The organism is Pseudarthrobacter sp. Hb11, assembly GCF_059383655.1.
On sequence record NZ_JBWZCM010000002.1, the window covers coordinates 550,478 to 575,215 of the forward strand.

At 65.8% G+C, this 24,738-nt stretch carries 24 protein-coding genes and 1 pseudogene; 9 read left to right on the top strand and 16 right to left on the bottom strand.

What is annotated here, in order from left to right:
- Positions 1 to 58 precede the first annotated feature (58 nt).
- The 6 genes from AC50X7_RS06355 to AC50X7_RS06380 all read right to left on the bottom strand — a co-directional run bounded on the left by AC50X7_RS06355 (position 59) and on the right by AC50X7_RS06380 (position 6,608).
- Entirely contained in the window at positions 59 to 1,525 is a 1,467-nt protein-coding gene (locus tag AC50X7_RS06355; protein ID WP_494978200.1) for an FAD-dependent oxidoreductase, read from the bottom strand.
- 97 nt (positions 1,526 to 1,622) lie between these two features.
- Entirely contained in the window at positions 1,623 to 2,918 is a 1,296-nt protein-coding gene (cobA, locus tag AC50X7_RS06360; protein ID WP_494978201.1) for a uroporphyrinogen-III C-methyltransferase, read from the bottom strand.
- Between the two features lie 166 nt (positions 2,919 to 3,084).
- Positions 3,085 to 3,549 (bottom strand): SRPBCC family protein, encoded by a 465-nt coding sequence (locus AC50X7_RS06365; RefSeq protein WP_494978202.1) that lies wholly within the window; start codon positions 3,547 to 3,549, stop codon positions 3,085 to 3,087.
- A 213-nt stretch (positions 3,550 to 3,762) separates the two neighbouring features.
- Entirely contained in the window at positions 3,763 to 4,716 is a 954-nt protein-coding gene (locus AC50X7_RS06370; RefSeq protein ID WP_494978203.1) for an ABC transporter permease, read from the bottom strand.
- Positions 4,706 to 5,431 (bottom strand): ABC transporter ATP-binding protein, encoded by a 726-nt coding sequence (locus AC50X7_RS06375; RefSeq protein WP_494978204.1) that lies wholly within the window; start codon positions 5,429 to 5,431, stop codon positions 4,706 to 4,708. Before AC50X7_RS06375 ends, AC50X7_RS06370 begins: the two co-directional genes overlap by 11 nt.
- 37 nt (positions 5,432 to 5,468) lie before the next feature.
- The gene (locus AC50X7_RS06380) at positions 5,469 to 6,608 is read right to left on the bottom strand and encodes an ABC transporter substrate-binding protein (protein ID WP_494978255.1); all 1,140 of its coding nucleotides are present in this window, start codon (positions 6,606 to 6,608) and stop codon (positions 5,469 to 5,471) included.
- A gap of 331 nt (positions 6,609 to 6,939) precedes the next feature.
- On the opposite strand from AC50X7_RS06380, the gene AC50X7_RS06385 reads away from it, so the two are divergent.
- Positions 6,940 to 7,350, top strand: a complete 411-nt coding sequence (locus AC50X7_RS06385) for an Hpt domain-containing protein (RefSeq protein ID WP_494978205.1) — start codon at positions 6,940 to 6,942, stop codon at positions 7,348 to 7,350.
- A gap of 113 nt (positions 7,351 to 7,463) precedes the next feature.
- Positions 7,464 to 8,297 carry a glycerophosphodiester phosphodiesterase gene (locus AC50X7_RS06390; RefSeq protein WP_494978206.1) on the top strand — a complete coding sequence of 278 codons (834 nt, stop codon included), beginning with the start codon at positions 7,464 to 7,466 and terminating at the stop codon, positions 8,295 to 8,297.
- Between the two features lie 12 nt (positions 8,298 to 8,309).
- Here the strand turns inward: AC50X7_RS06390 and AC50X7_RS06395 are convergent, their stop codons facing one another.
- Positions 8,310 to 9,476: an RtcB family protein gene (locus AC50X7_RS06395; RefSeq protein WP_307094242.1), complete on the bottom strand. Its 1,167-nt coding sequence runs from the start codon at positions 9,474 to 9,476 to the stop codon at positions 8,310 to 8,312.
- A gap of 76 nt (positions 9,477 to 9,552) precedes the next feature.
- Between AC50X7_RS06395 and AC50X7_RS06400 the strand changes: the two genes are divergently transcribed.
- Positions 9,553 to 9,990 (top strand): SRPBCC family protein, encoded by a 438-nt coding sequence (locus tag AC50X7_RS06400; RefSeq protein WP_494978207.1) that lies wholly within the window; start codon positions 9,553 to 9,555, stop codon positions 9,988 to 9,990.
- A 107-nt stretch (positions 9,991 to 10,097) separates the two neighbouring features.
- Here AC50X7_RS06400 and AC50X7_RS06405 read toward each other — a convergent pair whose 3' ends face one another.
- From AC50X7_RS06405 to AC50X7_RS06425, 5 genes are read right to left on the bottom strand one after another with little or no spacing between them, the layout of a single operon-like run.
- Positions 10,098 to 11,504 carry a sulfate adenylyltransferase subunit 1 gene (locus AC50X7_RS06405; RefSeq protein ID WP_494978208.1) on the bottom strand — a complete coding sequence of 469 codons (1,407 nt, stop codon included), beginning with the start codon at positions 11,502 to 11,504 and terminating at the stop codon, positions 10,098 to 10,100.
- Positions 11,504 to 12,451, bottom strand: a complete 948-nt coding sequence (gene cysD, locus AC50X7_RS06410; RefSeq protein WP_494978209.1) for a sulfate adenylyltransferase subunit CysD — start codon at positions 12,449 to 12,451, stop codon at positions 11,504 to 11,506. The genes AC50X7_RS06405 and cysD overlap by 1 nt, the downstream gene beginning before the upstream one ends.
- Complete coding sequence (locus tag AC50X7_RS06415) at positions 12,448 to 13,194, bottom strand: phosphoadenylyl-sulfate reductase (protein WP_494978256.1); 747 nt, start codon at positions 13,192 to 13,194, stop codon at positions 12,448 to 12,450. Before AC50X7_RS06415 ends, cysD begins: the two co-directional genes overlap by 4 nt.
- 41 nt (positions 13,195 to 13,235) lie before the next feature.
- On the bottom strand, positions 13,236 to 14,981 hold the full coding sequence (locus tag AC50X7_RS06420) for a nitrite/sulfite reductase (RefSeq protein WP_494978210.1): 1,746 nt from the start codon (positions 14,979 to 14,981) through the stop codon (positions 13,236 to 13,238).
- Positions 14,982 to 15,035: 54 nt separating this feature from the next.
- The gene (locus tag AC50X7_RS06425; protein ID WP_494978211.1) at positions 15,036 to 15,917 is read right to left on the bottom strand and encodes a sirohydrochlorin chelatase; all 882 of its coding nucleotides are present in this window, start codon (positions 15,915 to 15,917) and stop codon (positions 15,036 to 15,038) included.
- Positions 15,918 to 15,978: 61 nt separating this feature from the next.
- On the opposite strand from AC50X7_RS06425, the gene AC50X7_RS06430 reads away from it, so the two are divergent.
- Both AC50X7_RS06430 and AC50X7_RS06435 read left to right on the top strand, forming a co-directional pair.
- Complete coding sequence (locus tag AC50X7_RS06430; protein ID WP_494978212.1) at positions 15,979 to 16,647, top strand: trimeric intracellular cation channel family protein; 669 nt, start codon at positions 15,979 to 15,981, stop codon at positions 16,645 to 16,647.
- Positions 16,648 to 16,661: 14 nt separating this feature from the next.
- Positions 16,662 to 17,087, top strand: a complete 426-nt coding sequence (locus AC50X7_RS06435) for a hypothetical protein (RefSeq protein ID WP_307094236.1) — start codon at positions 16,662 to 16,664, stop codon at positions 17,085 to 17,087.
- A 105-nt stretch (positions 17,088 to 17,192) separates the two neighbouring features.
- On the opposite strand, the pseudogene AC50X7_RS06440 reads toward AC50X7_RS06435, so the two are convergent.
- Positions 17,193 to 17,279: pseudogene (locus AC50X7_RS06440) on the bottom strand (hypothetical protein); the annotation flags it as partial.
- On the opposite strand from AC50X7_RS06440, the gene AC50X7_RS06445 reads away from it, so the two are divergent.
- The gene (locus tag AC50X7_RS06445; RefSeq protein WP_494978213.1) at positions 17,238 to 17,564 is read left to right on the top strand and encodes a hypothetical protein; all 327 of its coding nucleotides are present in this window, start codon (positions 17,238 to 17,240) and stop codon (positions 17,562 to 17,564) included. The pseudogene AC50X7_RS06440 and the gene AC50X7_RS06445 overlap by 42 nt on opposite strands.
- A gap of 482 nt (positions 17,565 to 18,046) precedes the next feature.
- Here AC50X7_RS06445 and AC50X7_RS06450 read toward each other — a convergent pair whose 3' ends face one another.
- From AC50X7_RS06450 to AC50X7_RS06460, 3 genes are read right to left on the bottom strand one after another with little or no spacing between them, the layout of a single operon-like run.
- Complete coding sequence (locus tag AC50X7_RS06450; RefSeq protein ID WP_307094234.1) at positions 18,047 to 19,147, bottom strand: polyprenyl synthetase family protein; 1,101 nt, start codon at positions 19,145 to 19,147, stop codon at positions 18,047 to 18,049.
- Positions 19,144 to 20,484, bottom strand: coding sequence for a geranylgeranyl reductase family protein (locus AC50X7_RS06455; RefSeq protein WP_494978214.1), 1,341 nt, complete (start codon positions 20,482 to 20,484; stop codon positions 19,144 to 19,146). Before AC50X7_RS06455 ends, AC50X7_RS06450 begins: the two co-directional genes overlap by 4 nt.
- Before the next feature lie 3 nt (positions 20,485 to 20,487).
- Positions 20,488 to 21,261 carry a demethylmenaquinone methyltransferase gene (locus tag AC50X7_RS06460; protein ID WP_307097793.1) on the bottom strand — a complete coding sequence of 258 codons (774 nt, stop codon included), beginning with the start codon at positions 21,259 to 21,261 and terminating at the stop codon, positions 20,488 to 20,490.
- A 169-nt stretch (positions 21,262 to 21,430) separates the two neighbouring features.
- On the opposite strand from AC50X7_RS06460, the gene AC50X7_RS06465 reads away from it, so the two are divergent.
- The 3 genes from AC50X7_RS06465 (at position 21,431) to AC50X7_RS06475 (ending at position 24,734) form a co-directional block, all read left to right on the top strand.
- On the top strand, positions 21,431 to 22,822 hold the full coding sequence (locus AC50X7_RS06465; RefSeq protein WP_494978215.1) for an isochorismate synthase: 1,392 nt from the start codon (positions 21,431 to 21,433) through the stop codon (positions 22,820 to 22,822).
- A 167-nt stretch (positions 22,823 to 22,989) separates the two neighbouring features.
- On the top strand, positions 22,990 to 23,793 hold the full coding sequence (locus AC50X7_RS06470) for an ABC transporter substrate-binding protein (RefSeq protein ID WP_494978216.1): 804 nt from the start codon (positions 22,990 to 22,992) through the stop codon (positions 23,791 to 23,793).
- Between the two features lie 149 nt (positions 23,794 to 23,942).
- On the top strand, positions 23,943 to 24,734 hold the full coding sequence (locus AC50X7_RS06475) for an amino acid ABC transporter permease (RefSeq protein ID WP_494978217.1): 792 nt from the start codon (positions 23,943 to 23,945) through the stop codon (positions 24,732 to 24,734).
- Positions 24,735 to 24,738 lie beyond the last annotated feature (4 nt).

Below are 24,738 nucleotides of genomic sequence, written 5' to 3' on the forward strand. Positions count from 1 at the left end.
GCCGCCCAAAACCCAAACTGGGCTGGACGGCACGTGGCCCCACTCTGAAGCTAAACGACTAGACCTGCGCGGTGACGCCGTCGCGGGAGATGGCAACCATGTCCTCGCGCGGCACTACCTTGATGCGCTCACGCTTGACCTCGACGCCGTGTGAACCGCCGGCCTCTGTGGCGGCTGCACCGAGGGCGAGCTCGTGGGCGTCCAGCGCCAGCCAGCCTTCCCAGCTGGTGAACTTCACGCCACGGGCGTCGAGGAGGTCGACGACGGCCTCCGCCTCGGGCGCGGCGGCGACCGGCAGGTTTTCGCGGTCCTCCAGCAGGTAGGTGACGGTCTCGAGGGCGTCGCCCTTGGTGTGGCCGATCAGGCCGACCGGTCCGCGCTTGATCCAGCCAGTTGCGTAGATGCCCGGCACGTGCTGGCCGGCGGCGTCCAGGACGCGGCCGCCGTCGTTCGTTACCACGCCCTTCTTGTGGTCGAACTCAACGTCCGGCAGGGCTGAACCGAAGTAGCCGATGGCGCGGTAGACAGCCTGCACCGGGTAGTCCACGAACTCGCCGGTGCCGCGGGCGTTGCCCGTGCCGTCCAGCTCGGTGCGCTCGAACTTGATGCCGGCAACCTTGCCCGGCGTCTCGGCATCGTCGTAAATCTCCACCGGGCTGTGCAGGAAGTGCAGGTGCAGGCGGCGGGAGGCCTTCAGCTCGGAAAGGTCCTCGGGCTGCTCGGCGATCCAGTTGGTAAGCGTGCCCACCATGGTCTTGGTCTGGTTGTTCGTCTGGATCTGGCGGTCGGATTCTTCGTCGAACTCGAAGTCCTCCGGGTACAGGATGATGTCTACGTCCTTGGAGTGGGACAGTTCGCGCAGCTCCAGCGGGGTGAACTTGACCTGGGCCGGGCCGCGGCGGCCGAAGACGTGCACGTCCGTGACCGGAGAGGCCTTCAGGCCTGCGTAGACGTTGTCCGGGATTTCGGAGACCAGCAGGTCGTCAGCGTGCTTGGACAGGACACGGGCCACATCCAGGGCCACGTTGCCGTTGCCGATCACAGCGATTTCCTTGGCCTCCAGCGCCCACTCGCGGGGAACATCGGGATGGCCGTCGTACCAGGAAACGAAGTCCGCGCCGCCGTAGGAGCCGTCCAGCTCGATGCCGGGGATGTTCAGGTCCGCGTCCTTGATGGCGCCCGTGGCGAAGATGACGGCGTCGTAGTGGGTGCGGAGGTCCTCGATGGTGAGATCCGTGCCGTAGTCCACGTTGCCGAAGAAGCGGATGTCGCCGCGGTCCAGCACCTTGTGCAGGGCATTGACGATGCCCTTGATGCGGGGGTGGTCCGGGGCCACGCCGTAGCGGATCAGGCCGTAGGGTGCCGGGTAGCGGTCAAAGAGGTCGATGCTGACAGTCAGCTCGCCGCTCTTGACGGCTTCGCTCTTGGTAAGGATGTCCGCGGCGTAAACGCCTGCCGGGCCGGAGCCCACAACGGCGACGCGCAGCGGACGTTCGGCAGAACCTACGGTGGTGCTTGATGACACGGCTGTGTTCCTTTTCTTCGGTCCGTCCCAACTAAGTAGCACTAAGTGTCGTTATGAGGGGTCAAACGACACTTAGCGCTACCTAGTTGGGTGGGGGCTAGGTGGTGAGGACGCGGGGCTTGTCCGGGGTGGTGCTGGTGCTTGGGGTCTTGCGGGGGCTGTTGGGGGTGATGGTGCTGTAATCAGCGGTTTTGAAGTGCGACGGCGCGAAGGGGCTGACGCGCACCACGTCACCGATGACAATCACTGCGGGATTTGCGACGCCGGCGGCTTCCGCCTGGTCCGCGATGGAACCGAGGGTACCGATGGTGACGCGCTGGTTCGGCAAATAGCCGTTTTCCACAATACCAACCGGGGTGTTGCCGGGGAGACCGGCTTTGCCCAGAGCGGACGCCGATGAGCGCAGCTGGCCCACGCCCATCAGCAGGACAACAGTGTGGTCCGGACGGGCCGGGACTTCGCACAGTTCCTCGTGCCCGGTCACCACGCTGAAGCCCTTGGCCAGGCCGCGGTGCGTGACGGGAATGCCGGCGGCAGCGGGCACGGAGATCGCGGACGTGACGCCGGAAACCACTTCCACCTCGACGCCGTGCTGCCGGCAGTATTCGGCTTCCTCGCCGCCGCGGCCCAGGACGTAGGGGTCGCCGCCCTTAAGCCGGACCACGCGGTGGCCCTTGAGGGCTTCTTCAACGAGGATGCGGTTGATCTCTGCCTGCGGGACGGGGTGGTGGCCGGGGGTCTTGCCGACCTCGATGACGTGGACGTCCGGGGCCAGTTCGTTCAGGAGTTCGCGCGGGCCGAGGCGGTCTGCGACGACGACGTCGGCCTGGCCCAGGAGCCGGCGGCCGCGGACGGTGATGAGGCCGGTGTCGCCAGGCCCGCCGCCCACCAGGGCCACGCTTCCCCCGGAAGCCCGGCGGCGACGCAGCGGCAGGTCGCCGGTTTCGAGCGCTGTGGCAACTGCGTCCCTGACGGCCATGGCGCGGCGAGGGTCTCCCCCGGCGTTCACGGCAATTTTGACGTCGTCCACCTCGGCGACGGCTGGGGTCCAGGCGGCGGAGGCTTCATGGTCGGAAGCGTTGACGCACCAGATCCGCTGCGCCTCGGCATCCTCGGAGACCTGGGCGTCAACCATTGGGTCTCCCGTGGCGGTCTGAACGAACCAGACGCCGTCCACGTCGGAGGAAGAGTAGGTGCGCGGCTCCCAGATGAGGAGGCCGGCGTCGGCCAGTTCCTGAAGCGCGCCAGAGGCAACCGGGGCTACGACGGTGACCCGGGCACCGGCGTCGAGCAGGCCCTTGGCGCGGCGGGCAGCCACGGGGCCGCCGCCCACCACCAGCACGGGGCGGCCGAGCAGCCGCAGCGCTGTGGGGTAAATATCCTGAATTGCCATGAATCAACGGTAGGGCCGCGTAACAATGGCCCACAAAGGCCGAGCAACACCAGTTCACGTAAGGTAACGCTGCGTCACACAAGGCTTCGCCGTCGCGGGCCTCCGTCGCGCGGTTCACAGCGACGGCGGCGCGCGGCGCTGGTGGCTGAGTCTGCAGCGAGCCGCGTCAAGGCGCCCCGGTGTGTCCGCTGATGCTGGCGAGGAAGTGGCCGCGGTCCCGGATAAGCCGGTGTAGGTACCGGTGCAGGACCAACCGTTCAGCCACTCGGCCCAGGAGGCCGAATGGGGCGGTGAACTCCACCCGATCGGTCATGATGCTGCCGGTGTGAGTGCCCTCGAACTCGTGGACGTGGCGAAAGGACTTGAACGGTCCCCGTATCTGTTCGTCCGTGAAGCTGCCGGGAAATGCGAATTCTGTAATGCCGCTGGTCATGGTGAGAGGGATTCCGAAATGCCGCGCCCGCCACGTCACTTCCTGCCCCTCGCCGATCAGCCCGGAGGTCACGCCTCCGACTGCACGCTCCCGGCTGCGCTCCTGCGAGTCCACGTGCAGGTCGATGCTGCGGGCCAGATCGAAGAGTTTCTCCGGCGGCAATGCGGATTCGGTACGGCACACGAAGCTGACGGTCATTGGGCCAGTCTGCCAGAGGCCCTTATTCGTTGCTGGACGACCAAAAGGCGTCACTTTCGCTGCCGGCACCGGAGTCCGACCGCGCCGTTACGGGGCCGAGGGCAGGTCGACGTGCCAAAAGTGACGCAAATGGTCGGTAAGAACAGCAGAGCCCGACGGCGGGACTCGCCGTCGGGCTCTGCTGTTGGTTCATAAGGGGCTGGCCGCCGCTGGCTACCGGGTGCTGCCGGCAAGCAGGCCGCGGCTGCGCAGGAGGCGCTTCTCTATCGGCGCGAACACCAGCAGTTCGATCAGGATGCCAACGGCGAGGATGAGCAGGATGGCCGCCATCACCACTGACATGTCCGACAGTTGCCGGCCCTGGTCCAGCAGGGAGCCCAGGCCGAAGCCGATAGTGCCACCGACGGCGATGATTTCCGCGGCCATGAGGGAGCGCCAGGAGAAGGCCCAGCCCTGCTTGAGGCCGCTGAGGTATCCGGGAAGTGCGGCGGGAAGGATGATCTGCAGCGCCATCTGGAGCCGTGACGCGCCCAGGACAGTGCCCACGCGCCGGTACTGCGGCGGGATCTGGTCTACCCCGGAAATAAGCCCGTTGATGATGGACGGAATGGCACCCATAAAGATTACGAAGTACACGGTGGCGTCGGTAAGGCCAAACCAAATAATGGCGGCCGGTACCCAGGCCACCGAGGGCAGCACCTGCAGGCCGGAAATCAGGGGCCCGAAAGCGCGGCGGAGCGGAGCCACCTGGGCCAGCAGCAGGCCTACCGGAGTTGCGATGGCCACGCTGATTATGAAGCCGATCAACCCCCGCTCCATGGAGGTCCACACGGCTTCCTGCAGTTTGCCCTCGTTCCAGAGGACTCCCATCTGGTTGAGCACATCGATGGGACCGGGTACCTGGTCACGGCGCTTCAACCCAAGCGAGACGTAGAACTGCCAGATCAGGACCAGGGTGACCAGGGCCGCGATCGGCAGGAGCACCCGGCTCCAGTCGATCCGGTGTTTGCGGTCGGCGTCGGACTGCAGGGAGTCCAGGCCGGATTCGAGTTCCCGCAGGTCCTCACGCCCCGTGGAAGACCGGGTCAGGGCAGCATGGATGTGCCGGGTTTCGACAGGCTCAACCACCGAATCCGATTCGGCGAGGGGTGTGGGGTTACTTGGCATGGCGGCGAATCTCCTCACGCAGCCGGGCGGTGATGACCCCGGTCAGCTGGCCGGCGAGCCCGGCGTCGGTTCGGTGTTCCTCGGTAACGGCCCATTCGCGGACAACGCGGCCGGGGCGGGAGGACAGCAGCAGCACACGCTGGCCCAGCCGCACGGCCTCGCGGACGTTGTGGGTCACGAAAACGATGGTGCGCCCGGTTTCCTTCCAGATGCGCTCAAGCTCGTCGTGCAGCAGGTCACGCGTGATGGCATCCAGGGCGGCGAACGGCTCGTCCATCAGGAGCAGCTGCCGGTCCTGCGCCAGCGACCTAGCCAGGGATACGCGCTGGCGCATGCCGCCGGACAGTTCGTGCGGGCGCTTGTCCCCCGCCGTACCCAGGTGCACAAGTTCGAGGAGCTCCTGCGCCTTGGCCTTGCGCTCGGCTTTGCCCACGCCGCGGAGCTTCAGTGCCAGCTCGATGTTCTCCCTGGCCGTGAGCCAGGGGAACAGGGCGGCGTCCTGGAACATAAAGGCGGCACCGTCGCTGGGCACTTCGAGCGCGCCCGACGACGGGGCCTCCAGTCCCGCCATGATATTCAGCAGGGTGGACTTGCCGCAGCCGGAGGCACCGAGGAGGGCAACAAACTCACCCTTGCCGATGTTGGCGTTGACGTCGTCCAGTACCGGGGCGCCATCGCCAAAGCGCTTGCCCAGGTGTTCCAGTACGACTGGCATGGTGCCGTCCTTAGGTAGGTGGTGAAAGAAAAGGGAGTCAGTCCTGGCCGAGGCCGGCGGCTGAAACAGGTTTGGCGCCGCCGCCGGTGGCGATGACGTCGTTGAGCGGACGGAGATCAAAGAGTCCGTTGATGTCGGCCTGCTTGGTGGTGCCGGCCTCCACTCCGTCCTGCAGCAGCCGGGGGTAGCTTCCGGCCAGCGGGTCGAGGGTGAAGGTGATGTTGGCCAGGGACCGTGAGAGGACGTCGTCGGCCAGGGCTGCGCCGGCCGACTCCCGCAGGGCCGAGTTGATGACGGAGGCCTTCTGTGCGGCAGGCGCTTCGTTCAGCCACGCGACCGACTTCACATGTCCGGCCAGGAGCGCCTTCACGGTTTCAGGGTGGTCGGCCGCGAATTTTTGGTTCACAATCAGGATGGTCGTGGGGAACTCGCCCGGTTTACCGGTGATGCTGCCGTCCCACAGGTCCTTTTCATCCACCAGCACCTTCGCTCCGGCCTGTAGCACCAGCCTGGACGCCCACGGCTCAGGCAGCCACGCGCCGTCGAGCTTTCCGTCCTGGAACAGCTTCAGCGTCTGCGCGTTTTCCGTGGGATTGATGGCAACGTCGCCGCTGCCGTCAACGTTGGTTTTGTACCCCTGGTCTGAAAGCCAGACGCGAAGGGCAACGTCCTGGGTGCCGCCAAGCTGCGGGGAGGCGAGAATCCTGCCCTTGAGGTCCCGCGCCGACGTGATTTCGGGCTTGACCACCAACTGGGCGCCGCCGGCAGCAGCGCCGGCCACGATCTTGACGGATTCGCCCTGGCTCTTCACGAAGGAGTTGATGGCCGGGTTGGGGCCGATGTAGGCAGCATCGATGGCGCCTGCATTCAAGGCCTCGATGGCAGCGGGCCCGGCGTTGAACGTTTCGGTGCTGAGGGCGGTACTGCCCAGGGCCTCGGCAAGGAAGCCTTCCTTGATGCCCACCAGCGCGGTCGCGTGCGTGACGTTGCCGAAGTAACCGAGCTTCAGTTCCGCAGCGGGCGTGGGTTCAACAGCCTGCGCCTCGGTGTTACGCGAAACAGTCGATGCCACCACCGCGCCCACCACGATCAGCAGGACCAGGCCAACAGCCAGGGCAGCCTCGATGGCACGCTTGCGCTTGGGAACCGCGCTTTCGCCTGCCACGATGCGGGTCATCCCGGGCTTGGAACTAGTCATTGTTTCACCATAGGGAGTGGCCCAAAGGCGTTCAATGAAGCGGAAACGGGGGGTCACGCGAGTTCATTTATCGTCATATTCCGGCGACGGTGGGCCAGCCACTTGGTACTGCCGATTCCCCGTCCTAAGAGAATCGAGTACTCACTACTCGTGCCTCCGCAACGGCTGCCCCGTAGCGTCCATTAAAAGTCCTGCTGGGAGGCTCATCGGCTTTTGACCTTCAAGGGTGCGTCATGGGTATCGAGTTTTGCAGGCTACGGTTGCATCGTTGGCGTACGCCCGGGACGGGCGCTGCGCATTGGGGGCCACCATGAGCGAGGGCGATGGCTTCGCACCCCTCCTGGATCCCGCCGTGCTGGTGAGGTTGCGCGAGGAGCTGGACGACGATGAGGGAGTCTGGAAGGTCTTCGTGCAGAACTTCATCGCGCACCTGCCCCAGCGGACCGAGCGGCTGCGGCAAACACTGACCACCGGGGACCTTAAGGGAGCTACGGAAGCAGTGCTGAGCCTCAAAACCTCAAGCCAGATGGTCGGGGCGGAGCGGCTGGCGGGGATGGCGCTGAACCTTGAGCAGGCCATCCGCAACGACACCCGCGACACCGACCCGGCCGTTGCACTGCCCCAGCTGGCGGCGGCCCATCTTCGACGGCTCACACAATGCAGCCGGCAGACTACCTATCTCCTGCGGGCAGCCCTTAAGCAGAAGCCCGACCCGAGCTGACGATCCTGTGCCCCCTTGTGTGTCCCTCAAGCCCCCGGGCTTTTGACCGGATGTTTTTCCCCCGTTAAGGTCGCTCCACCTGCCGGTTGACCTTGCCTCCCTAGGTTGTGGTTGTGACCAACAACCGGGTGTTTCCTGTTCTGCAGTTGCCCACTGACTCTCCGAACCACTACTCCCGGGCCCGCCCGTGGAATGCCGGCTTTGCGGTCGTCGGCCATCGGGGAGCCATGACCCTGGCACCCGAGAACAGCCTGGCATCGTTTCTCCTGGCCGAGGCCGCCGGTGCTGACGAAATTGAACTTGACGTGCGCGTCACTGCCGACGGCGTCCCTATCGTCCTTCACGATCCAACCCTTGAGCGGCTGGCAGCGGGAGGGTTGAATGCGGACATGCCTGTCGCCGAGCTGACACTTGCCCAGGTGCACGAGGTTCCGCTGGCGTCGGGACAGCCGGTTCTGACCTTCGCCGAAGTCCTCGAGCTCACGAACGTCACGCTCCAAGTGGAGATCAAGGACCCGTCCACGGTGCCAGCCCTGGCCGAACTGCTCGGGCAGAATCCGGCCCACACCGGCCGCATCAAGTTTTCGAGTTTCCTCCCGGAAGCATTGTTCCTCCTCGCACTGCACCTGCCGGCCGTTCCCCGCGGATTCATCGTCGGCACCTTTGCAGCCACCCGCCGGCAGCAGGAAGAACTTGAGGATGTCCTTATTGTCACGGGCGCGGGCACGCTTTACACGGGGTTTGAGCATCTCACTCCGGTGCACGTGGAACAGCTGCAGGCAGCCGGCATCGAGGTCCACGTCTGGCCACTGAAGAGCGGCGAAGACCTGGACCGGGCACTGGAGTTGAATGCGGACGGCGGCACGGCCGACGACCCTGGCCAGGCCAAGGCGTGGCTCAAGGACGCACGCACGCGCGCCGCAGCCCAGGCGGGCGGCGCGTCCTGAAGCGCCAGCCCGTCAGTTGCCCTTGACGTTGATCAGCTGCCGCAGCTTGTGCCGGACCGTGACGAGGTCGGCGGCGTCTTGCATCACCTGGTCAATGGACTTGTAGGCTGCCGGGATCTCGTCGATGAACGCCTCCGAGGCCCGGAACTCGATGCCCCGCATAGCCTTCTTAAGCTCCTCCAGCGAGAACGTTCTGCGGGCGGCATTGCGGGAGTACTCCCTGCCCGCACCGTGTGGCGAGGAGTTCAGGGATTCGCGGTTGCCCCGTCCTTCCACCACGTACGACGCCGTTCCCATGGAACCGGGGATCAGTCCGGGATCGCCCGGCGCGGCTTTGATGGCGCCCTTCCGCGACACCCACAAGGATTTGCCGTAATGCGTCTCCTGCTGGGTGAAGTTGTGGTGGCAGTTGATCCGCTCCCGTTCGTGCACCGGGCCGCCCACCCAATGGCCGAACTGCGTGCTGACGCGGTCCATCATTTCCTCGCGGTTCAGCAGCGCGAAGTGCTGGGCCCAGCGCAGCTCAGCGATGTACCGGTCGAACTGCGGCGTCCCCTCGTCCAGGTAGGCGAGGTCCGGGTGCGGCAGGCGGATCTGGTGCTTCCGGGACACGTGCTGGGCGACGCCGATGTGGTGCTGGGCGATCTTGTTGCCCACGCCGCGTGAGCCGGAGTGCAGGAACAGCCATACGTCGTCGTTTTCGTCCGCGCAGACCTCGATGAAGTGGTTGCCCGAGCCCAGCGATCCCAGCTGCAGCTCCCACTTCGCCACGTACTGAGCAGGGTTGAAGCCGGCCTTCGCCGCCAGCTGCTTCAGCTCCGCGATCCGGGGCTCTGCCGTGGGCAACACTTTTTTGTTGTTGTGCCCGGCGGACAGCGGAACCACACGCTCGATGTCCTCGCGGAGCCGCCGGCGGTCCTTCGGGAGGTCCGTCAGCGAGTACTGGGTCCGCACGGCAATCATGCCGCAGCCGATGTCCACGCCCACGGCCGCGGGAATGATTGCGCGCAACGTGGGTATGACCGAGCCCACGGTGGCGCCCTTCCCCAAGTGCGCGTCAGGCATCAGCGCCAAGTGCGGATAGATGAACGGCAGCTCGGCAGTCATCACGGCCTGTTCCCGCGTTAGGGGGTCCAGGATCGAAGCCCAGTTGAGCAGCTTGCTGTTGATGGTCTCCATGTGACGCCTCCCACTGCCGGATGAGGACTAACGTGATTCCTAGGCTAACCCGCTGCAACTTACAGGAGACGCAACGATGGTCAACGTTCAGAGATACATCCTCATCAACCGGCCCCGCACGGAGGTGGCGGAGTACGCCGCCAACCCGGATAACGCGCCCAGGTGGTACGTGAACATCCATAAGCCCCAGCGCTTGACTGACGGCCCGGTTGGCCCCGGTGCCAGGGTGGCCTTCACGGCCAAGTTCCTGGGCCGGGAGCTCAACTACACCTACGAATTCGTTGAGTATGTGCCCGGCGGGAAGCTGGTGATGCGCACCGCCCAGGGACCGTTCCCCATGCAGACCACCTACACGTGGACGGACGACGGCGGCGGGACCCGCATGACCCTCGGCAACAGCGGGAGCCCCTCAGGCTTTTCGAGGTTGGCCGGGCTGTTCATGGCGCCGATGATCCGCCGGGAGACGCGGAAGGACCTGCAAAAGCTGAAGTCGATCCTCGAGGGCCGCGCGTAGACCTGGCGCTTAAACAGCCGATTCGACGGTTCCGTGCAAGGGCGACGTCGGGAAACGTCGAACCCGCAGGGAACCGTCGAATCGGGCAGAACGAGATTCGGGCGGAGCTAAATGCTGTAGCGCTCGTCCTCGTGGTCGCCCGGGTGGTCCTTCACCAGGCCGGCGGCGAGCGTGTTGCCGTCCAGCGGGTCGATCACCAGGAAGGCACCGGTGCGGCGGTGGTGCAGGTAGTTCTCGAGCGGCAGCGGCGCGGCGAGCCGGAGCTGCGCGTGGCCGATGTCGTTCAGTTCCAGGTTGGAGGCCGGTTCCAACTTGAAGGAGGCGAGGTCCAGCTTGCCGGACACGTTGCGGACCAAGGCCTGCACGGTGCGGGTGCCGTGCTTGACCAGCACCTTCTGGCCCTCGCGGAGCGGCTTCGGGGACAGCCAGCACAGCGCTGCGTACAGGTCGGCCGAGGCTTCGCGGACGGTGCCGGCGGCGGCGATGGTGTCACCGCGGGCAACGTCGAACTCCTCCGCCAGGCGGATGGCTACCGACTGCGGGGCGGCGGCTTCCTCCAGCGAGGCGCCGGCGAAGTCGATGCCCACCACGGTGGTGGTGCGCGGGTCCTGCCCGGGAGTCAGGACGGAGACCTTGTCCCCCACCTTGACCGAGCCTTCGGTGATCTGGCCGGCGTACGCGCGGTAGTCACGGTAGGCCTCCACGTCCAGTCCGCCGGCGACTGCGTCCGGAGCCAGGGCACCTTGGGGCCGGATGACCAGCTGCACCGGGAAGCGGAAGCTCTCCAGGTGGCTTTCCAGCTCGTCGGCGGCCGGAAGGGTCTCGAGGACCTCGAGCAGTGCAGGGCCGGTGTACCAGGGCGTCCGCTCGGAGCGGTCCACCACGTTGTCGCCGTCGAGCGCGGACACGGGCACCACCAGCAGGTCGGTAATGCCGTCTGAACCGAGGCCCAGCTCACGGCCCACCTGCTGCACATCCGCTTCGATCTCACGGAACACGGACTCGCTGAAGTCCACCAGGTCAATCTTGTTGACGGCCACGATCACGTGCGCCACGCGCAGCAGCTGCAGCACGGACAAATGCCGGCGGGTCTGCTCCAGCACACCCTTGCGGGCGTCGATCAGTACGACGACGGCATCCGCGGTGGACGCGCCGGTCACCGTGTTCTTGGTGTACTGCACGTGCCCGGGGCAGTCGGCCAGGATGAAGCTGCGGCGGTCGGTCGCGAAGTAGCGGTAGGCCACATCGATGGTGATGCCCTGTTCGCGCTCGGCACGCAGGCCGTCGGTCAGCAGGGCGAGGTCGATCCCGCCTTTATCGCCGCCGAAGCCGCGGTCTGCGGACGTGCGGGCAACGGCGTCGAGCGTGTCAGCCAGGATGGCCTTGGAATCGTGAAGGAGGCGGCCCACCAGAGTGGACTTGCCGTCATCGACCGATCCTGCGGTGGCGAACCGGAAGAGCGTTGTGGGGAGGGCCGTTTCCAGGTCCGCCGGGAGAAGCGCTTCGGTGCTCATTAGAAATACCCGTCCTTCTTGCGGTCTTCCATGGCGGCCTCCGAGATGCGGTCATCTGCACGGGTGGCGCCACGTTCGGTCAGGGTGGAGGCAGCGACTTCGACCACGACGTCGGCTACGGTGTACGCGGCGGACTCGACGGCGCCGGTGCAGGACATGTCCCCCACGGTGCGGTAGCGGACGGTCTTGGTGATGACTTCCTCGGAAGGCAGCGGCTGGGACACCTCGCCGACTGCGCGCCACATGCCGTCGCGGGCAAAGACCTCGCGCTCGTGGGCGTAGTACAGGCCGGGGAGCTCGATGTTCTCGCGCTCGATGTAGCGCCAGATGTCCAACTCGGTCCAGTTGCTGATGGGGAACGCGCGGACGTGCTGGCCCACGGTGTGGCGGCCGTTGTACAGGTTCCACAGCTCGGGGCGCTGGTTGCGCGGGTCCCACTGGCCGAACTCGTCGCGAAGGCTCAGGATGCGCTCCTTGGCGCGGGCCTTGTCCTCGTCCCGCCGGCCGCCGCCGAAGACGGCGTCGAACTTGTTCTGCTGGATGGCGTCCAGCAACGGGACGGTCTGCAGCGGGTTGCGGGTGCCGTCGGCGCGCTCGGCCAGCTCGCCACGGTCGATGAACTCCTGCACTGAGCCGACCACGAGCTTCAGGCCCAGCCGCTCGACGGTGCGGTCGCGGAAGTCGATGACCTCGGGGAAGTTGTGGCCGGTGTCCACGTGCAGCACGGGGAACGGGACTTTACCTGGCCAGAACGCCTTGGTGGCCAGGTGCAGCATCACCACGGAGTCCTTGCCGCCGGAGAACAGCAGCGCGGGCTTCTCGAACTCGGCAACAACCTCGCGGATGATGTGGATGGCCTCGGACTCGAGGGTATCCAGGCTGCTCAGTCGGGTGGAGACGGCGGAGTCAGTCACCTGGGTAGTCTCCTCGGTTAGGAAAGTGCTCATACGTGTAGTCCGCATTCTGTCTTGTCGGAGCCCGCCCAGCGGCCTGCGCGGGGGTCGTCGCCCGGCGCCACCTTCCGGGTGCAGGGCTGGCAGCCAATGGAGGGGTAACCCTGGGAAAGCAGCGGGTTGACGGGCAGGAGGTTATCGTCCGAGTACTGGACCAGCTGGTCAAACGTCCACGCGGCCATCGGGTTTACCTTGACCAGGCCGTTGGCCTCGTCCCAGGTGACCAGCGGCGTGTTGGTACGGGTGGGGGCTTCGTCGCGGCGGACGCCGGTGAACCAGAGTTCGTAGCCGGACAGGGTGCGGCGCAGCGGGGCCACCTTGCGGAGCGCGCAGCACTGGGCAGCATCGCGGGCGAAGAGGTCCTTGCCCAGGAGCCGGTCCTGCTGCTCCACGGTGTTTTCGGGGAGAACGTCCACCACGTTAACGCGGAGGTTTGCGGCCACCTCGTCACGGGTGGCATAGGTTTCCGGGAAGTGGTACCCGGTCTCCAGGAACAGGACATCGACGCCGGGCAGCTGGTCCGCCACCAGGGCGGGCAGGACGGCGTCTGCCATGGAGCAGGCGACAGCCACCGCGGGCAGCTTGAAGTTGCGCTCCACCCATGCGATGACGTCACGGGCCGGGGCGTCCCAGCCGAGCTCGGCAGCGCCGGCTTCGGCAAGGGCCTTCAGCTCTTCCTTGCTGCGGAGGGCGGGAGCGGCGGAGGCCACAGTCTCCTCAACGGTCGCCGAGGCCACCGCCGGTGCAACAACCGGATCAACACCAAGTGCGTGCTTACTCACTGGAGTGCCTCCTCGTCTGCTGCGTGGGCCCACTCGGCGAAGGTCTGGCCATCAACTCGCTGGGCAACGAAGGTACGGACCACGCGCTCCACGTAGTCGGGCAGGTCATCGACGTAGACCTTGAGGCCGCGGACGGTGCGTCCCAGTCCTGCTTCCTCGCGCTCGTTGGAAGCCAGCCCGCCGCCCAAGTGGACCTGGAAACCCGGGGAGGGGTCGCCGTCGGGCGTAGGAAGCATCATGCCTTTGAGGCCGATGTCCGCGGTCTGGATGCGGGCGCAGGAGTTGGGGCAGCCGTTGATGTGCAGGGACAGCGCGTGCGGCAGTTCACCGGAGGCGGCGAGGTCGCCCAGCCGGCGTTCCAGCTCGGCGACGGCGGTTGCAGCCGTGTGCTTCGTCTCCACGATCGCCAGCTTGCAGTACTCGATGCCGGTGCAGGCGATGGTGCCGCGGCGGAACACGGACGGGCGGGCGGACAGGCCCAGCCCGTCCAGCTCGGCCACCAGGGGCTCAACGTGCTCCTTCTCGACATCCAGGACCACAAGCTTCTGGTGCGGGGTGGTGCGCAGGCGGAAGGAGCCGCGGGCCTCAAGGGTGTCCGCGAGCTTGACCAGCCCGGCGCCGGACAGCCGGCCTGCCAGCGGGGTGGCTCCGATGAAGAACTTGCCGTCCTTCTGCTCGTGCACGCCGATGTGGTCACCGGGAGACGTGGGCTTGGGCGCGGCCGGACCGTCGGCCAGCTTGTAGCCCAGGTATTCGTCCTCGAGGATCTGGCGGAACTTTTCCGGACCCCAGTCTGCCATCAGGAACTTCAGGCGGGCCTTGGTGCGCATGCGACGGTAGCCGTAGTCGCGGAAGATGCTGGTGACGCCGAGCCATACGTCCGCAGCTTCCTCGGGGCGGACGAACGCACCCAGGCGCTTGCCGAGCATCGGGTTGGTGGACAACGCGCCGCCGGCCCAGAGGTCGTAACCGATGCCGAGTTCCGGGTGGCGGACACCCACCAGGGCAAAGTCGTTGATCTCGTGGACCACGTCCTGGCTGGGGTGGCCGGTAATGGCCGTCTTGTACTTGCGCGGCAGGTTGGACAGCAGCGGATTGCCGATGAACCGCTCCCCCAGCTCTTCAATGAGCGGGGTGGGGTCGATGATTTCGTCCTTGGCGATGCCGGCCACGGGGGAACCGAGGATGACGCGGGGAACGTCGCCGCAGGCCTCGGTGGTGGAGAGGCCAACAGCTTCCAGGCGGGTCCAGATCTCGGGGATGTCCTCCACTCGGATCCAGTGCAGCTGGATGTTCTGGCGGTCCGTGAGGTCGGCCGAGTCCCGGGCGAAGTCAACGGAGATCTGGCCGATGACGCGCAGCTGCTCGGTGGTGAGCGCGCCGCCGTCGATCCTCACACGGAGCATGAAGTACTTGTCCTCGAGCTCGTGCGGCTCAAGGGTTGCGGTCTTGCCGCCGTCGATCCCGGGCTTGCGCTGGGTGTAAAGGCCCCACCAGCGGAACCGGCCGTGCAGGTCCTGGCCGGGGATGGCGTCGAAGCCCTCTTTGGAGTAGATACTCTCGATACGCTCGCGCACGTTAAGGCCGTCGTCTTCCTGTTTCCAGGTTTCGTTGGCGTTCAGGGGCGTTTTGCCGTCCACCTTCCACTGACCGTGCGGCTTCGCGGCGGGTCGGGACGGGCGGGCCGGGCGCTTCGGGGCGGCGGTGTCCGCCGACGCTCCGGCTAGAGCTGTATCAGTCATGCATCGACTGTAGGTCCCGCCCGAATAGCGTCACAAAGGCCCGGAAACGTTGAGTCACCTAGGGAAATATTTCGTCACGAAACGCCGGACGGCCTTGAAGAAGCCACCCTCCTGTGCATCCGATCTGTGTTCTGCGGGGGCTGCGGCGGGCCCGTTGCTTGGCGCTTTGGATGGCCCTTCGGCTGGTGTTTCGGCTGCGGTTTTGGCGGCCTGCGCGACGGCGGCGTCGTACCTTTCCAGTGCGATCTCGGCCAACACCGGGGACGGCAGCAGCGGTTCCGTCACGGCGTCGGCACCCGCCTTGGCGAGCTGGTCATGGAAGTAGCCCGGCGCCAGGAGGTAGGAGGCAATCACCACGCGCCCGCCGACGTCGACAGCTCCGGCGGACTCCCCAGCCCCGGCACCTCCTTCAAGTTCCTCGCGAAGCATCGTGACGGCGTCGGGCACGGATGGCTTGGCGGAAGCACCATAGGCGGCCACCATCCGGTTGGTCCGCAGCTCCTGGAGCTGGCCCAGCAGTTCCTCCACGCTCACCGCTGCCCTAGGGTTCGACGAGCCCGCGGCGGCCAGGACAATCGCGTCGCGGTCCGTCACCCCGGCCTCGCGCAGCCGCTGGTCCAGCAGCGCGGCAAGACGCGGATCCGGACCCAGCGGTGCGGCAGCCGCACTCCCAGGACGGCTCTTAACTGCCTTCGCAATGTCCACCTTCACGTGGTATCCCACGCTCAGCAGCAACGGCACCACCACTGCGGACTCCCCCTCCGGCAGGCCCGCCACCACGTCCACCAAGTCCGGCTGCTGGACGTCCACGTACGCTTCGCGGACGTCGAGGCCCGGGCGGAGCGCGGCGATGGCATCCCGCAGCGCATTCACCTCCGCGGCACCCTGTGTGCTGGACGTCCCATGGGCGCAGGCGATCATGATGGGGCTGTTCATAGGGGCTAGCGTAACGTTGGAGCCGCCCTGTCCGCCCTCTTTGAAACTGCCGGGACGCTCCATGACATTCCCCTTTGACATCGCCCTGGTATGGCTGGACCTGGCCGGTGTCTTCTTCTTTGCAGTCTCGGGATCCTTGCTGGCGGCCCGGAAGCAGTTCGACATTGTGGGCTCGCTCCTGTTGGCCTCCCTGGTGTCACTCGGCGGCGGCGTCATCCGCGACATCATTCTCAACAGCGTCCCTGCCGCCTTCACCAATCCGGCCTATCTCGTGCCGCCGCTGCTGGCCACGTTCCTGGTGTACTTCCTGTTTTCCAGCGTGGAACGCTTCACGTCGCTGCTGGTCCTGTTCGACGCCGGCGGGCTGGCCCTGTTCTGCATCACCGGAACCCTTAAAGCGCTGTCCTTCGGCGTCAACCCGGTGGCGGCGGTGCTGCTGGGCGTTACAACGGCGGTGGGCGGCGGGCTGCTGCGCGACATCACTGCCAACGAAGTGCCGCAGCTGTTCAACTCCCGGGACTTATACGCTGTTCCGGCCTTCAGCGGCGCGGCCCTGACCACGGTGTTGTGGGTAACGGGAGCCTTTAATGCGGTGACCGCCTGCGTGGTGGCGGCCCTCGTTTTTGTGTTCCGGGTAGTGGCCTGGCGGCGCTCCTGGCACATCCCGCTGGCTGTCAACGGGTGGCACCGCACCGGTTCTGCGGGCGGCGAATCACGGAGCGGCTTTTAGCTAGGATATGAAGCATGACTGACATGTTCCTCGAGAAATTCCGTGCGCTGGTTCCGAAGTATCTCGAGGACGAATGGCAGGAAGAGGACGGGCTGCCCGCCGAGGAGCTGGACAAGGCCCTGGCCGACCACCAATTCGAGATCCCCTTGGTCCTCCGCGAGTTCTACCTGGCCATAGGCGGCTGCGAGGACCTGATGGAGGCCTACCACTACTTCTGGGATCCCGACGAGCTCGAAGTCGATGACGAAGGCTTCCTGATGTTCCTCGAGGATGAGGAAGAGGAGTACACCTGGGGCTTCCGCGTCGGTGACCTCGGCGTCCCGGATCCCATCGTGTACCGCCGCAACAACACCCGCGGCCAGTGGAAGTCCGAAGAGGGCACGTTCTCGGAGTTTGTGTTCGACATGTTCGAGTGGGCGTTCGAGGACGACGAAGACTAGGGGTTCCTGCCGGCTTGGCGGGGTGCTGGATTTCTGGTGTCCCGGAGGGTTGTAAACCACCTCCGCGTAGCCGAATCGGAGCACTGAATAGCCAGTGAGGGTGCTTGCGTTGTTCCTGACCCTGTCCTTCTTGACCTGCCGCGGCTCAAGGTGGCTGCCGCCGTCGATCTCTACAATCAGGAAGCCCTCCAGGAGGAAGTCCACAATCCCGATCCCAGGCAGCTCCACCTGCGTCTCGGTGTGGATTCCTTCGCTCCGGAAGAGGATGCGGGCTACTACCTCGATGGCCGAGTCCGCTGTCCCGTCCACCAAATCGAGCACCCGCCTGGCAGCGCCGTTTCGCCTTCCGGGCAGCCGTTCCCGCAGGTAGCCCAAAGTTGTTACCCCCTGCCGCGCCGCACTTTCGACCATGACGGCAGCTTCCACAGCGGGCAGACAACGGAGGCAGTGAATCAGGACGTCGGTGGCGGTCAGTGAAACCAGCCTGCAGGAGGGTGGACGTGCGGGCCACGGAGCCTGCGTATTTGAGGAAACGGGTTAGCTCCATATGGCCAGCAGAGCTGGTGAGCAGCGGAGCGGGCAGAGCCCGGGAAACCTATGTGGATAAAGTCGGCGCTGAATTCCCCCAGCTTTAGGGATGCCGCCCGGCGGGTCGCTGTGACTCGCCGGGCTTTCAGCTCTGGCTCGAACAAAAGGTGGGGAATCTTGGCAAGAAAGTCTTTGACAAGGGCCATAACAATGGACTTGCATCTTGTGACAAGACTGTCATAGACTATTCACGGATCCGCTAAACGCCTCCGGCGGGTCTGATGCGAACGGAGAGATAGCCTCGGTTCTCAGCACGGATGACTCGTCATTCAGCGCTGCGGACCGGGGCTGTCCCGTTTACAGGAAGGCGCCGCCAGCCCACCCAAGCAGAAAGCCCGGCGCCACCACGGAGCCGGGCTTCCACGAGAAAGCTAGCTGGCGCGGTCCACCACGGCCATCGCGAAATTGGACAGCGATTCCTTGACCACACCTTCGGGCAGCGGGGCCAGCGCGGCAATGGCCTCATTTGCCCACTGGCGCGCCACAACCCAGGATTCAGCGGTAACCGGGTGCCCGCGAAGACCGGCAACAGCCTCGGCCAGTGCTTCGTCGGAGGTCAGGTCGCCATCAATGAGCTGGAGAAGTTCGACGGCGGACCGGTCACCATCCGCAGCGGCCCTGCGCAGGAGCAGCACCGGCAGCGTGGGAACACCTTCGCGCAGGTCCGTCCCCGGGGACTTGCCGGACTTGACCTTGATGCCGGTGACATCAATGACGTCGTCGGCAAGCTGGAAGGCCACACCCACCTTCTCGCCGTACTCCACCAAAACGGACTCGAAGGCGGGGTCAGCGCCGGCAAAGATGGCGCCGAGCTGGCCGGATGCCGCAACCAGGGAACCCGTCTTGTCTGCAATCACCGAAAGGTAGTGCTCCACGGGATCTTCGTCCGGGCGTGGCCCGACCGTTTCGTGCAGCTGGCCCAGGCACAACCGCTCGAACGTGCGCGCCTGGATCCCCAGCGCGCGCGAGCCGAGTTCGGACACCAGGATCGAGGCCCGGGCAAAAATCAGGTCGCCGGTGAGGACCGCAACAGAGTTGCCCCACACCTCGTGAGCCGTGGGGGCACCACGGCGGAAGGGAGCGGAGTCCATCACGTCGTCGTGGTACAGGGTGGCGAGGTGCGTCAGTTCCACCACGACGGCGGCCTGCACCACGGCGGGAAGCGAGGCGTCGCCGAGGTGGGCGCAAAGGAGCGTCAGCAAAGGCCGGATGCGCTTGCCGCCAGCTTCCACCAGGTGGCGCGACGTTGCGTCAGCGAGTGGATCGGAGTTGGCAATGGCTTCGCGGAGTTTCTTCTCCACGCGGGCCAGGTTGGTGGTGATGGCCGGCCCCAGCTCGGCATCCCCGGCGATGGCGGCGAAGCCAGCGGGCAGCTGCAAACCCGTCGCGATGGCGGTGGTGTTGAGGCTGGGTTCGGACTCCGGCAGGCCGTGCCCGGCGTGCGTCCAGCTGTGGTCTGCGGGGTTGTTCACTGGTTAACCCTAACTTTTTGTTGCGGATACCGCTGATTCGAAGCCGACGGAGTGTGCGATGTGTTTGTCGTGGCCGGAACCAGGGATTCCAGGACCCGGATCACCCGGTCCTCGAAGCCCTTCGCCGCGGGGTCCGTGAGGTTGGCCAGGAGCCGGACCACGAACCGCATCAGCACCGGGATGGGCATGCCGGTCCCGAGCGCGAGCTTCATGACCGCCGGCTTGCCGATCAGCGCGGCGAACGCCCGCCCCAGCGTGAAGTGCGAGCCCCACTGGTCCCGCACATAGTCCGCGTACCGGGAGAGGTGCGTGTCGGCGTCGTACGTTCCGCCGGAAGAGGCCGCGCGCGAGGAGACGTCGATGATGAACTCGGCGGCGAAGCGCGCGGACTCCATGGCGTAGGAGATACCCTCGCCGTTGAACGGGGACACCATGCCGCCGGCGTCCCCAAGGAGGAGCAGGCCGGGTGAGTAATGCGGCGTTCGGTTGAAGCCCATGGGCAGCGCGGCACCGCGGATTTCGCCCACCTGGTTCTCGGGCGTGAAGCCCCAGTCGGCGGGCATCCCGGCGGTCCACTCGCGGAGGACCTGCTTGTAATCGAGCTTGCCGAATTCCTTGGACGAGTTCAGGATGCCCAAGCCCACGTTGGACGTGCCGTCGCCGACGCCGAACACCCAGCCGTAGCCCGGCAGAAGCTTGCCGTCGCGGCCGGGGAGCTCGAGCCAGCCCTCCATCCAGTCATCGTCCGTGCGCGGCGAGGTGAAGTACGTGCGAACAGCCACGCCAAGCGGGCGGTCGTCACGTTTCTGGATGCCGAGGGATACGGCCGTGCGCGTGGAGTTTCCGTCAGCGGCGAGTACGACGTCGGCACTGAAGTCGTGCGTTTCCCCCGTCTTTCGTCCGGACTCGTCCAGGGCGGCGGCGCGGACGCCGGTGACCCGGCCGTCGTCGTTCCGGAGGGCTTCGGTGACGCTGTGCCGCTCAAGGATTGTGGCGCCGGCGGCCCGGGCGTGAAGGGCCAGTTCCTCGTCAAAACCCAGCCGGGTCCGGATGAGCCCGTACTGCGGAAAATCGGACACTTCGGGCCAGGGCAGTTCGATGGTGCGGCCGCCCGCGATCAGGCGCAGGCCCTTGTTGCGGCGCCAACCGTCACCTTCAGGGTGGGGCAGGCCGAGTTTCTGGATTTCACGGACAGCGCGCGGGGTGAGGCCGTCGCCGCAAACCTTCTCGCGCGGGAAGCTCGTCTTCTCCAGGACGGTGACGTCGATGCCGGCCTTGGCAAGGTAGTACGCGGCGGTGGAGCCGGCCGGCCCCGCGCCGACAATCAGTACCCTCACAGGTCAGCGGGTGTTGCGGCGCAGCTTGGCCACGGGGCCCTTGTGCGCGGCGATGGCGGCAGCTGCGCCGTCGGGTGTTGAGTCGGGGGCCTTGAACGCGCGGTGCACCGCCACGATCCCACCGGACAGGTTCCGGTAGGTGACCTTCTCCCAACCGGTTTCCTCCAACCATGCTGCCAGGTGGTCCTGGTCCGGCCAGGCGCGGATGGATTCGGCCAGGTACACGTAGGCGTCCGGGTTGGAGGCCACCTTCCTGGCTACGGGCGGGAGGGCGCGCATGAGGTACTCGGTATACATGGTGCGCCAAAGCGGAACCACGGGCTGGGAAAACTCGGCGATGACCAGGCGACCGCCGGGCTTGGTGACGCGGAGCATCTCCTGCAGGGCCTTCTTGGGCTCGTTGACGTTGCGCAGGCCGAAGGAAATGGTGGTGGCGTCGAACGTGTTATCGGCGAACGGCAGGTTGGTGGCGTCCCCGGCAATGAAGTCGATGTCCGGGCGGCGGCGCTTGCCGACCTTAAGCATTCCGAGGGAGAAGTCGCAGGCCACCACATCTATGCCCGCATCGGCATATGGCTCACTGGAGGTACCCGTTCCGGCGGCCAGGTCCAGGACCCGCTGGCCCTTGACGGCTTCCATCGCTTCCACCACTACCTTGCGCCAGCGGCGGGTCTGCCCCAGGGACAGGACATCGTTGACGACGTCGTATTTGGGGGCGACGTCGTCAAACATCGTGGCTACTTCGTCCGGACGCTTATCCAAGGATGCTCGGTTCACCATGACATTGTCTCAAATGTTCAGGAGGGTCCGGACCAAGGCCCACGCCAGCGCTCCGGCCTCGCGCGCGGCGCTATAGCAGCACGGGCCGCGGCGGGTATCGGGGTACAAGGGGTTCGAAGCGCCGCACGCCACTGCGGTTTACCGTGAGGGGTAGTGTTGATCCATCATGACCAGCACGTTCCGCACCTTGACAGTCCCCCTTGACGGCCAAAAATTCCCCGGGGGGCTGCCGTCGTTTCTGGTCCGGGACGATGTGCTCTGCTGGACCCGCCGCGAGGCAGGGCTGGTGGGCTTCGGCGAGATCACCCGCTTCACCGCAACCGGTCCCGAGCGCTTCCTCGAAGCTGATATCTGGTGGCGACACCTGGTCCTCGAAGCCGACATCACGGACTCCGTGGAACTCCCGGGGACAGGTCCAGTGGCCTTCGGATCCTTCGCTTTCTCCAAGACTTCAGCCCACGAATCCCGGTTGATCGTGCCCGAGGTTGTTGTGGGCGTCCGTGACGGCCAAGCCTGGCTTACCCAGTTGACGTTCGACGACGGCCCCCTCAACGAGCAGGGCGCCCTCGCCGCACTGGACCGTTTGCTGGGCAGCAGCTCCCCCTCCGGTGAAAGCACGATGGCGGCAGCGGACTCTGCCGGGGACGGTACCTCCGGCGCGGTTCACCCGCGGTCAGGCGGCGCCGTCGTACGTCCCCTTCCCCTTGCTGCCGGCGCAACCCTGCACACGGGATCGCTGAGCGAGGAGGACTGGATGGCCGCCGTGGAAGCAGGTGTGGCCGAAATCCGGACCGGGGCGCTGGAGAAGCTGGTACTGGCGCGCGACGTCGTTGCCACCGTTCCTTCCGGCGTGAACGCCGCGCAGGTGCTGCGGGAGCTCGCCGGCCGGTACCGCGAATGCTGGACGTACGGGGTGGACGGGCTGGTCGGCGCGACGCCTGAGATGCTGATCCAAGTGGAGGGACGTACCGCCCAGGCGCGCGTGCTGGCCGGCACCCTGGACCGCCGCGATGCGCACGGCGAGGACGGCCTCCCCATGGATTACGCCACCCGGGTGCTCGCAGGATCAGAGAAGCAACGGCATGAGCACGAAATCGCGATCCAGTCGCTCACGTCCCAGCTGGCTCCGTTCTCCGAAGCGATGAACGCGCACGATGAACCGTTTATTCTGGAGCTGCCAAACGTCTGGCACCTGGCCTCGGACGTAAAGGCAGAACTCACTGAAGTGGAAGGTCACGTCCCCACGTGCCTCGCCCTGATCAACGCGCTGCACCCCACTGCCGCCGTTTGCGGGACCCCCACCCAGGTGGCCGGCGCGCTCATCCGCAAGCTGGAGCACCTGGACCGCGGGCCGTACGCCGGTCCGGTGGGATGGCTGGATGCCGCCGGAAACGGCGAGTGGGGCATTGCCCTGCGCGGAGCGGTCATCGAGTCCCGCGACACCGTGCGGCTGTATGCCGGCTGCGGAATAGTGGACGGCTCCCAGCCCGAAGCTGAGCTCGCGGAGACCTGGGCGAAGTTCCGGCCCATGCTGGAGTCGCTCGGAATCAGCAACTAGGCAGAGAGTCCGGGATACGGGACAGGGCTGCTTCACCTAGGCTTGAAACAACGGTAACTTGGTTATCCAATAGTGAATCTAAGTTTCCTGTGATGCATATCTCCTAATCGGCGCTACACTATGAACCGATTTAGTACCGCACACTCCTGCAACAAAAGGTAAGAAACATGCAGCTCAAGTCCCTGGCCACGGCCAAGATCACCGCCAAGGCAGCAGCACTGTTCGCCGTCGGCGCCCTCACCCTCACGGCCTGCGGCGGCGGAAGCTCCACTCCGGCAGCCTCCGAAGGCGGCATCCAGCTCATCAACGCCGGCAAGTTGACGGTGTGCTCGGACATCCCCTACGAGCCGTTCGAATTCGAGAAGGACGGCCAGACGGTCGGCTTCGACGTGGACATCGCCAAGGAACTCGCTAAGGACTTCGGCGCCGAACTGAGCATCGTGGACAGCTCGTTCGAGGCAATCGAGACCGGGACCGCGCTGACCCAGTGCGACCTCGGCATCTCCTCCATCTCCATCACGGACACCCGCAAGTCCGTGATGGACTTCTCCACCCCTTACCTGGATGACGACCTGGCCCTGGTAGCCAGCGAAGAGTCCGGCATCACGGGCCTCGATGGAGCCAAGGGCAAGAAGGTGGGCGTCCAGCAGGCCACCACCGGCGCTGAGTACGCACAGGAGCAGGGCCTGGACGCCCAGCAGTTCGAGGACACGGGCCTCCTCGTGCAGGCGCTTGAGGCCGGCACCATCGACGCCGCCCTGGGAAACCAGTCCGTCCTCGGCTACGCCATCAAGGACCAGCCCAAGTTCAAGAGTGTTGAGGAGTTCGCCACCGGCGAGCAGCTGGGCATCTCCATCAAGAAGGGCAACACCGCCATGGCGGAGAAGGTCAACGGCACGCTCAAGCGCCTCACCGACGACGGCTCCCTCGAGAAGTTCAAGACCACCTGGTTCGGCGAAACCGCCAAGTAGCCAAGACCGCCAAGTAGTCGCCGTGCTGGCCTGAGGCTTCCCCGCCCTGGTTCGGTCACGGCCCTGAGAACTACGCAGCCGGGGCCCCGGACGAGCTGTACCGCAGTCCGTCCGGGGCCTCTGCCACGCACAACGAATGTGAGCAACCCATGGCAATGACCGCACGTCAGCGAGCCAGAGTAAGCCTGTATGTCCAGGCCGGAATCTTTGTTGTGGCCGTCGCCGCGCTGATCCTGGCCACCGACTGGGAGACCATCGGCAACAGCGTCTTCAACTTCGCCAAGATCGGCCCCATGTTCCCGGGCATCTTTATGACCGGCCTGGTGAACACCCTGATCTACACCTTCCTGGGCTTCATCGTGGGCCTCTCCGGCGGCCTGCTGCTGGCCTTGATGAAGCTGTCCAGCTTCCCGCTTTACCGGTGGATCGCCACCGGGTACATCGAATTCTTCCGCGGCATCCCCGCCCTGCTGGTCTTCATCGCTTTCGGCTACGGCGTTCCGCTGGCGTTCGGCGTCTCGTGGAACATCACCGTGATCGTAATGATTTCGCTCGGCATGGTGGCTTCGGCCTACATCGCCGAAACCCTCCGCGCAGGCCTGCAGGCAGTACCCAAGGGCCAGCTCGAGGCCGCCCGTTCCCTGGGCATGCCCCAGTGGCGCGCCATGGTCACCATCGTCATCCCGCAGGCATTCAAGATCATCCTGCCGCCGCTGACCAACGAGGTAATCCTGCTCACCAAGGACTCCTCGCTGATCTACGTCCTGGGCCTCACCGCATCCCAGTACGAGCTCACCAAGTTCGGCCGCGACGGCATCTCCAGCCTCGGCGCAGGCCTCACCCCGCTCCTCGTGGCCGGCGCTTTCTACCTGGTGATCACCATCCCCCTGAGCCTCCTGGCCCGGAAGTTCGAAAGCCGCAGCTCGCGGACCAAGCGATAGGCAG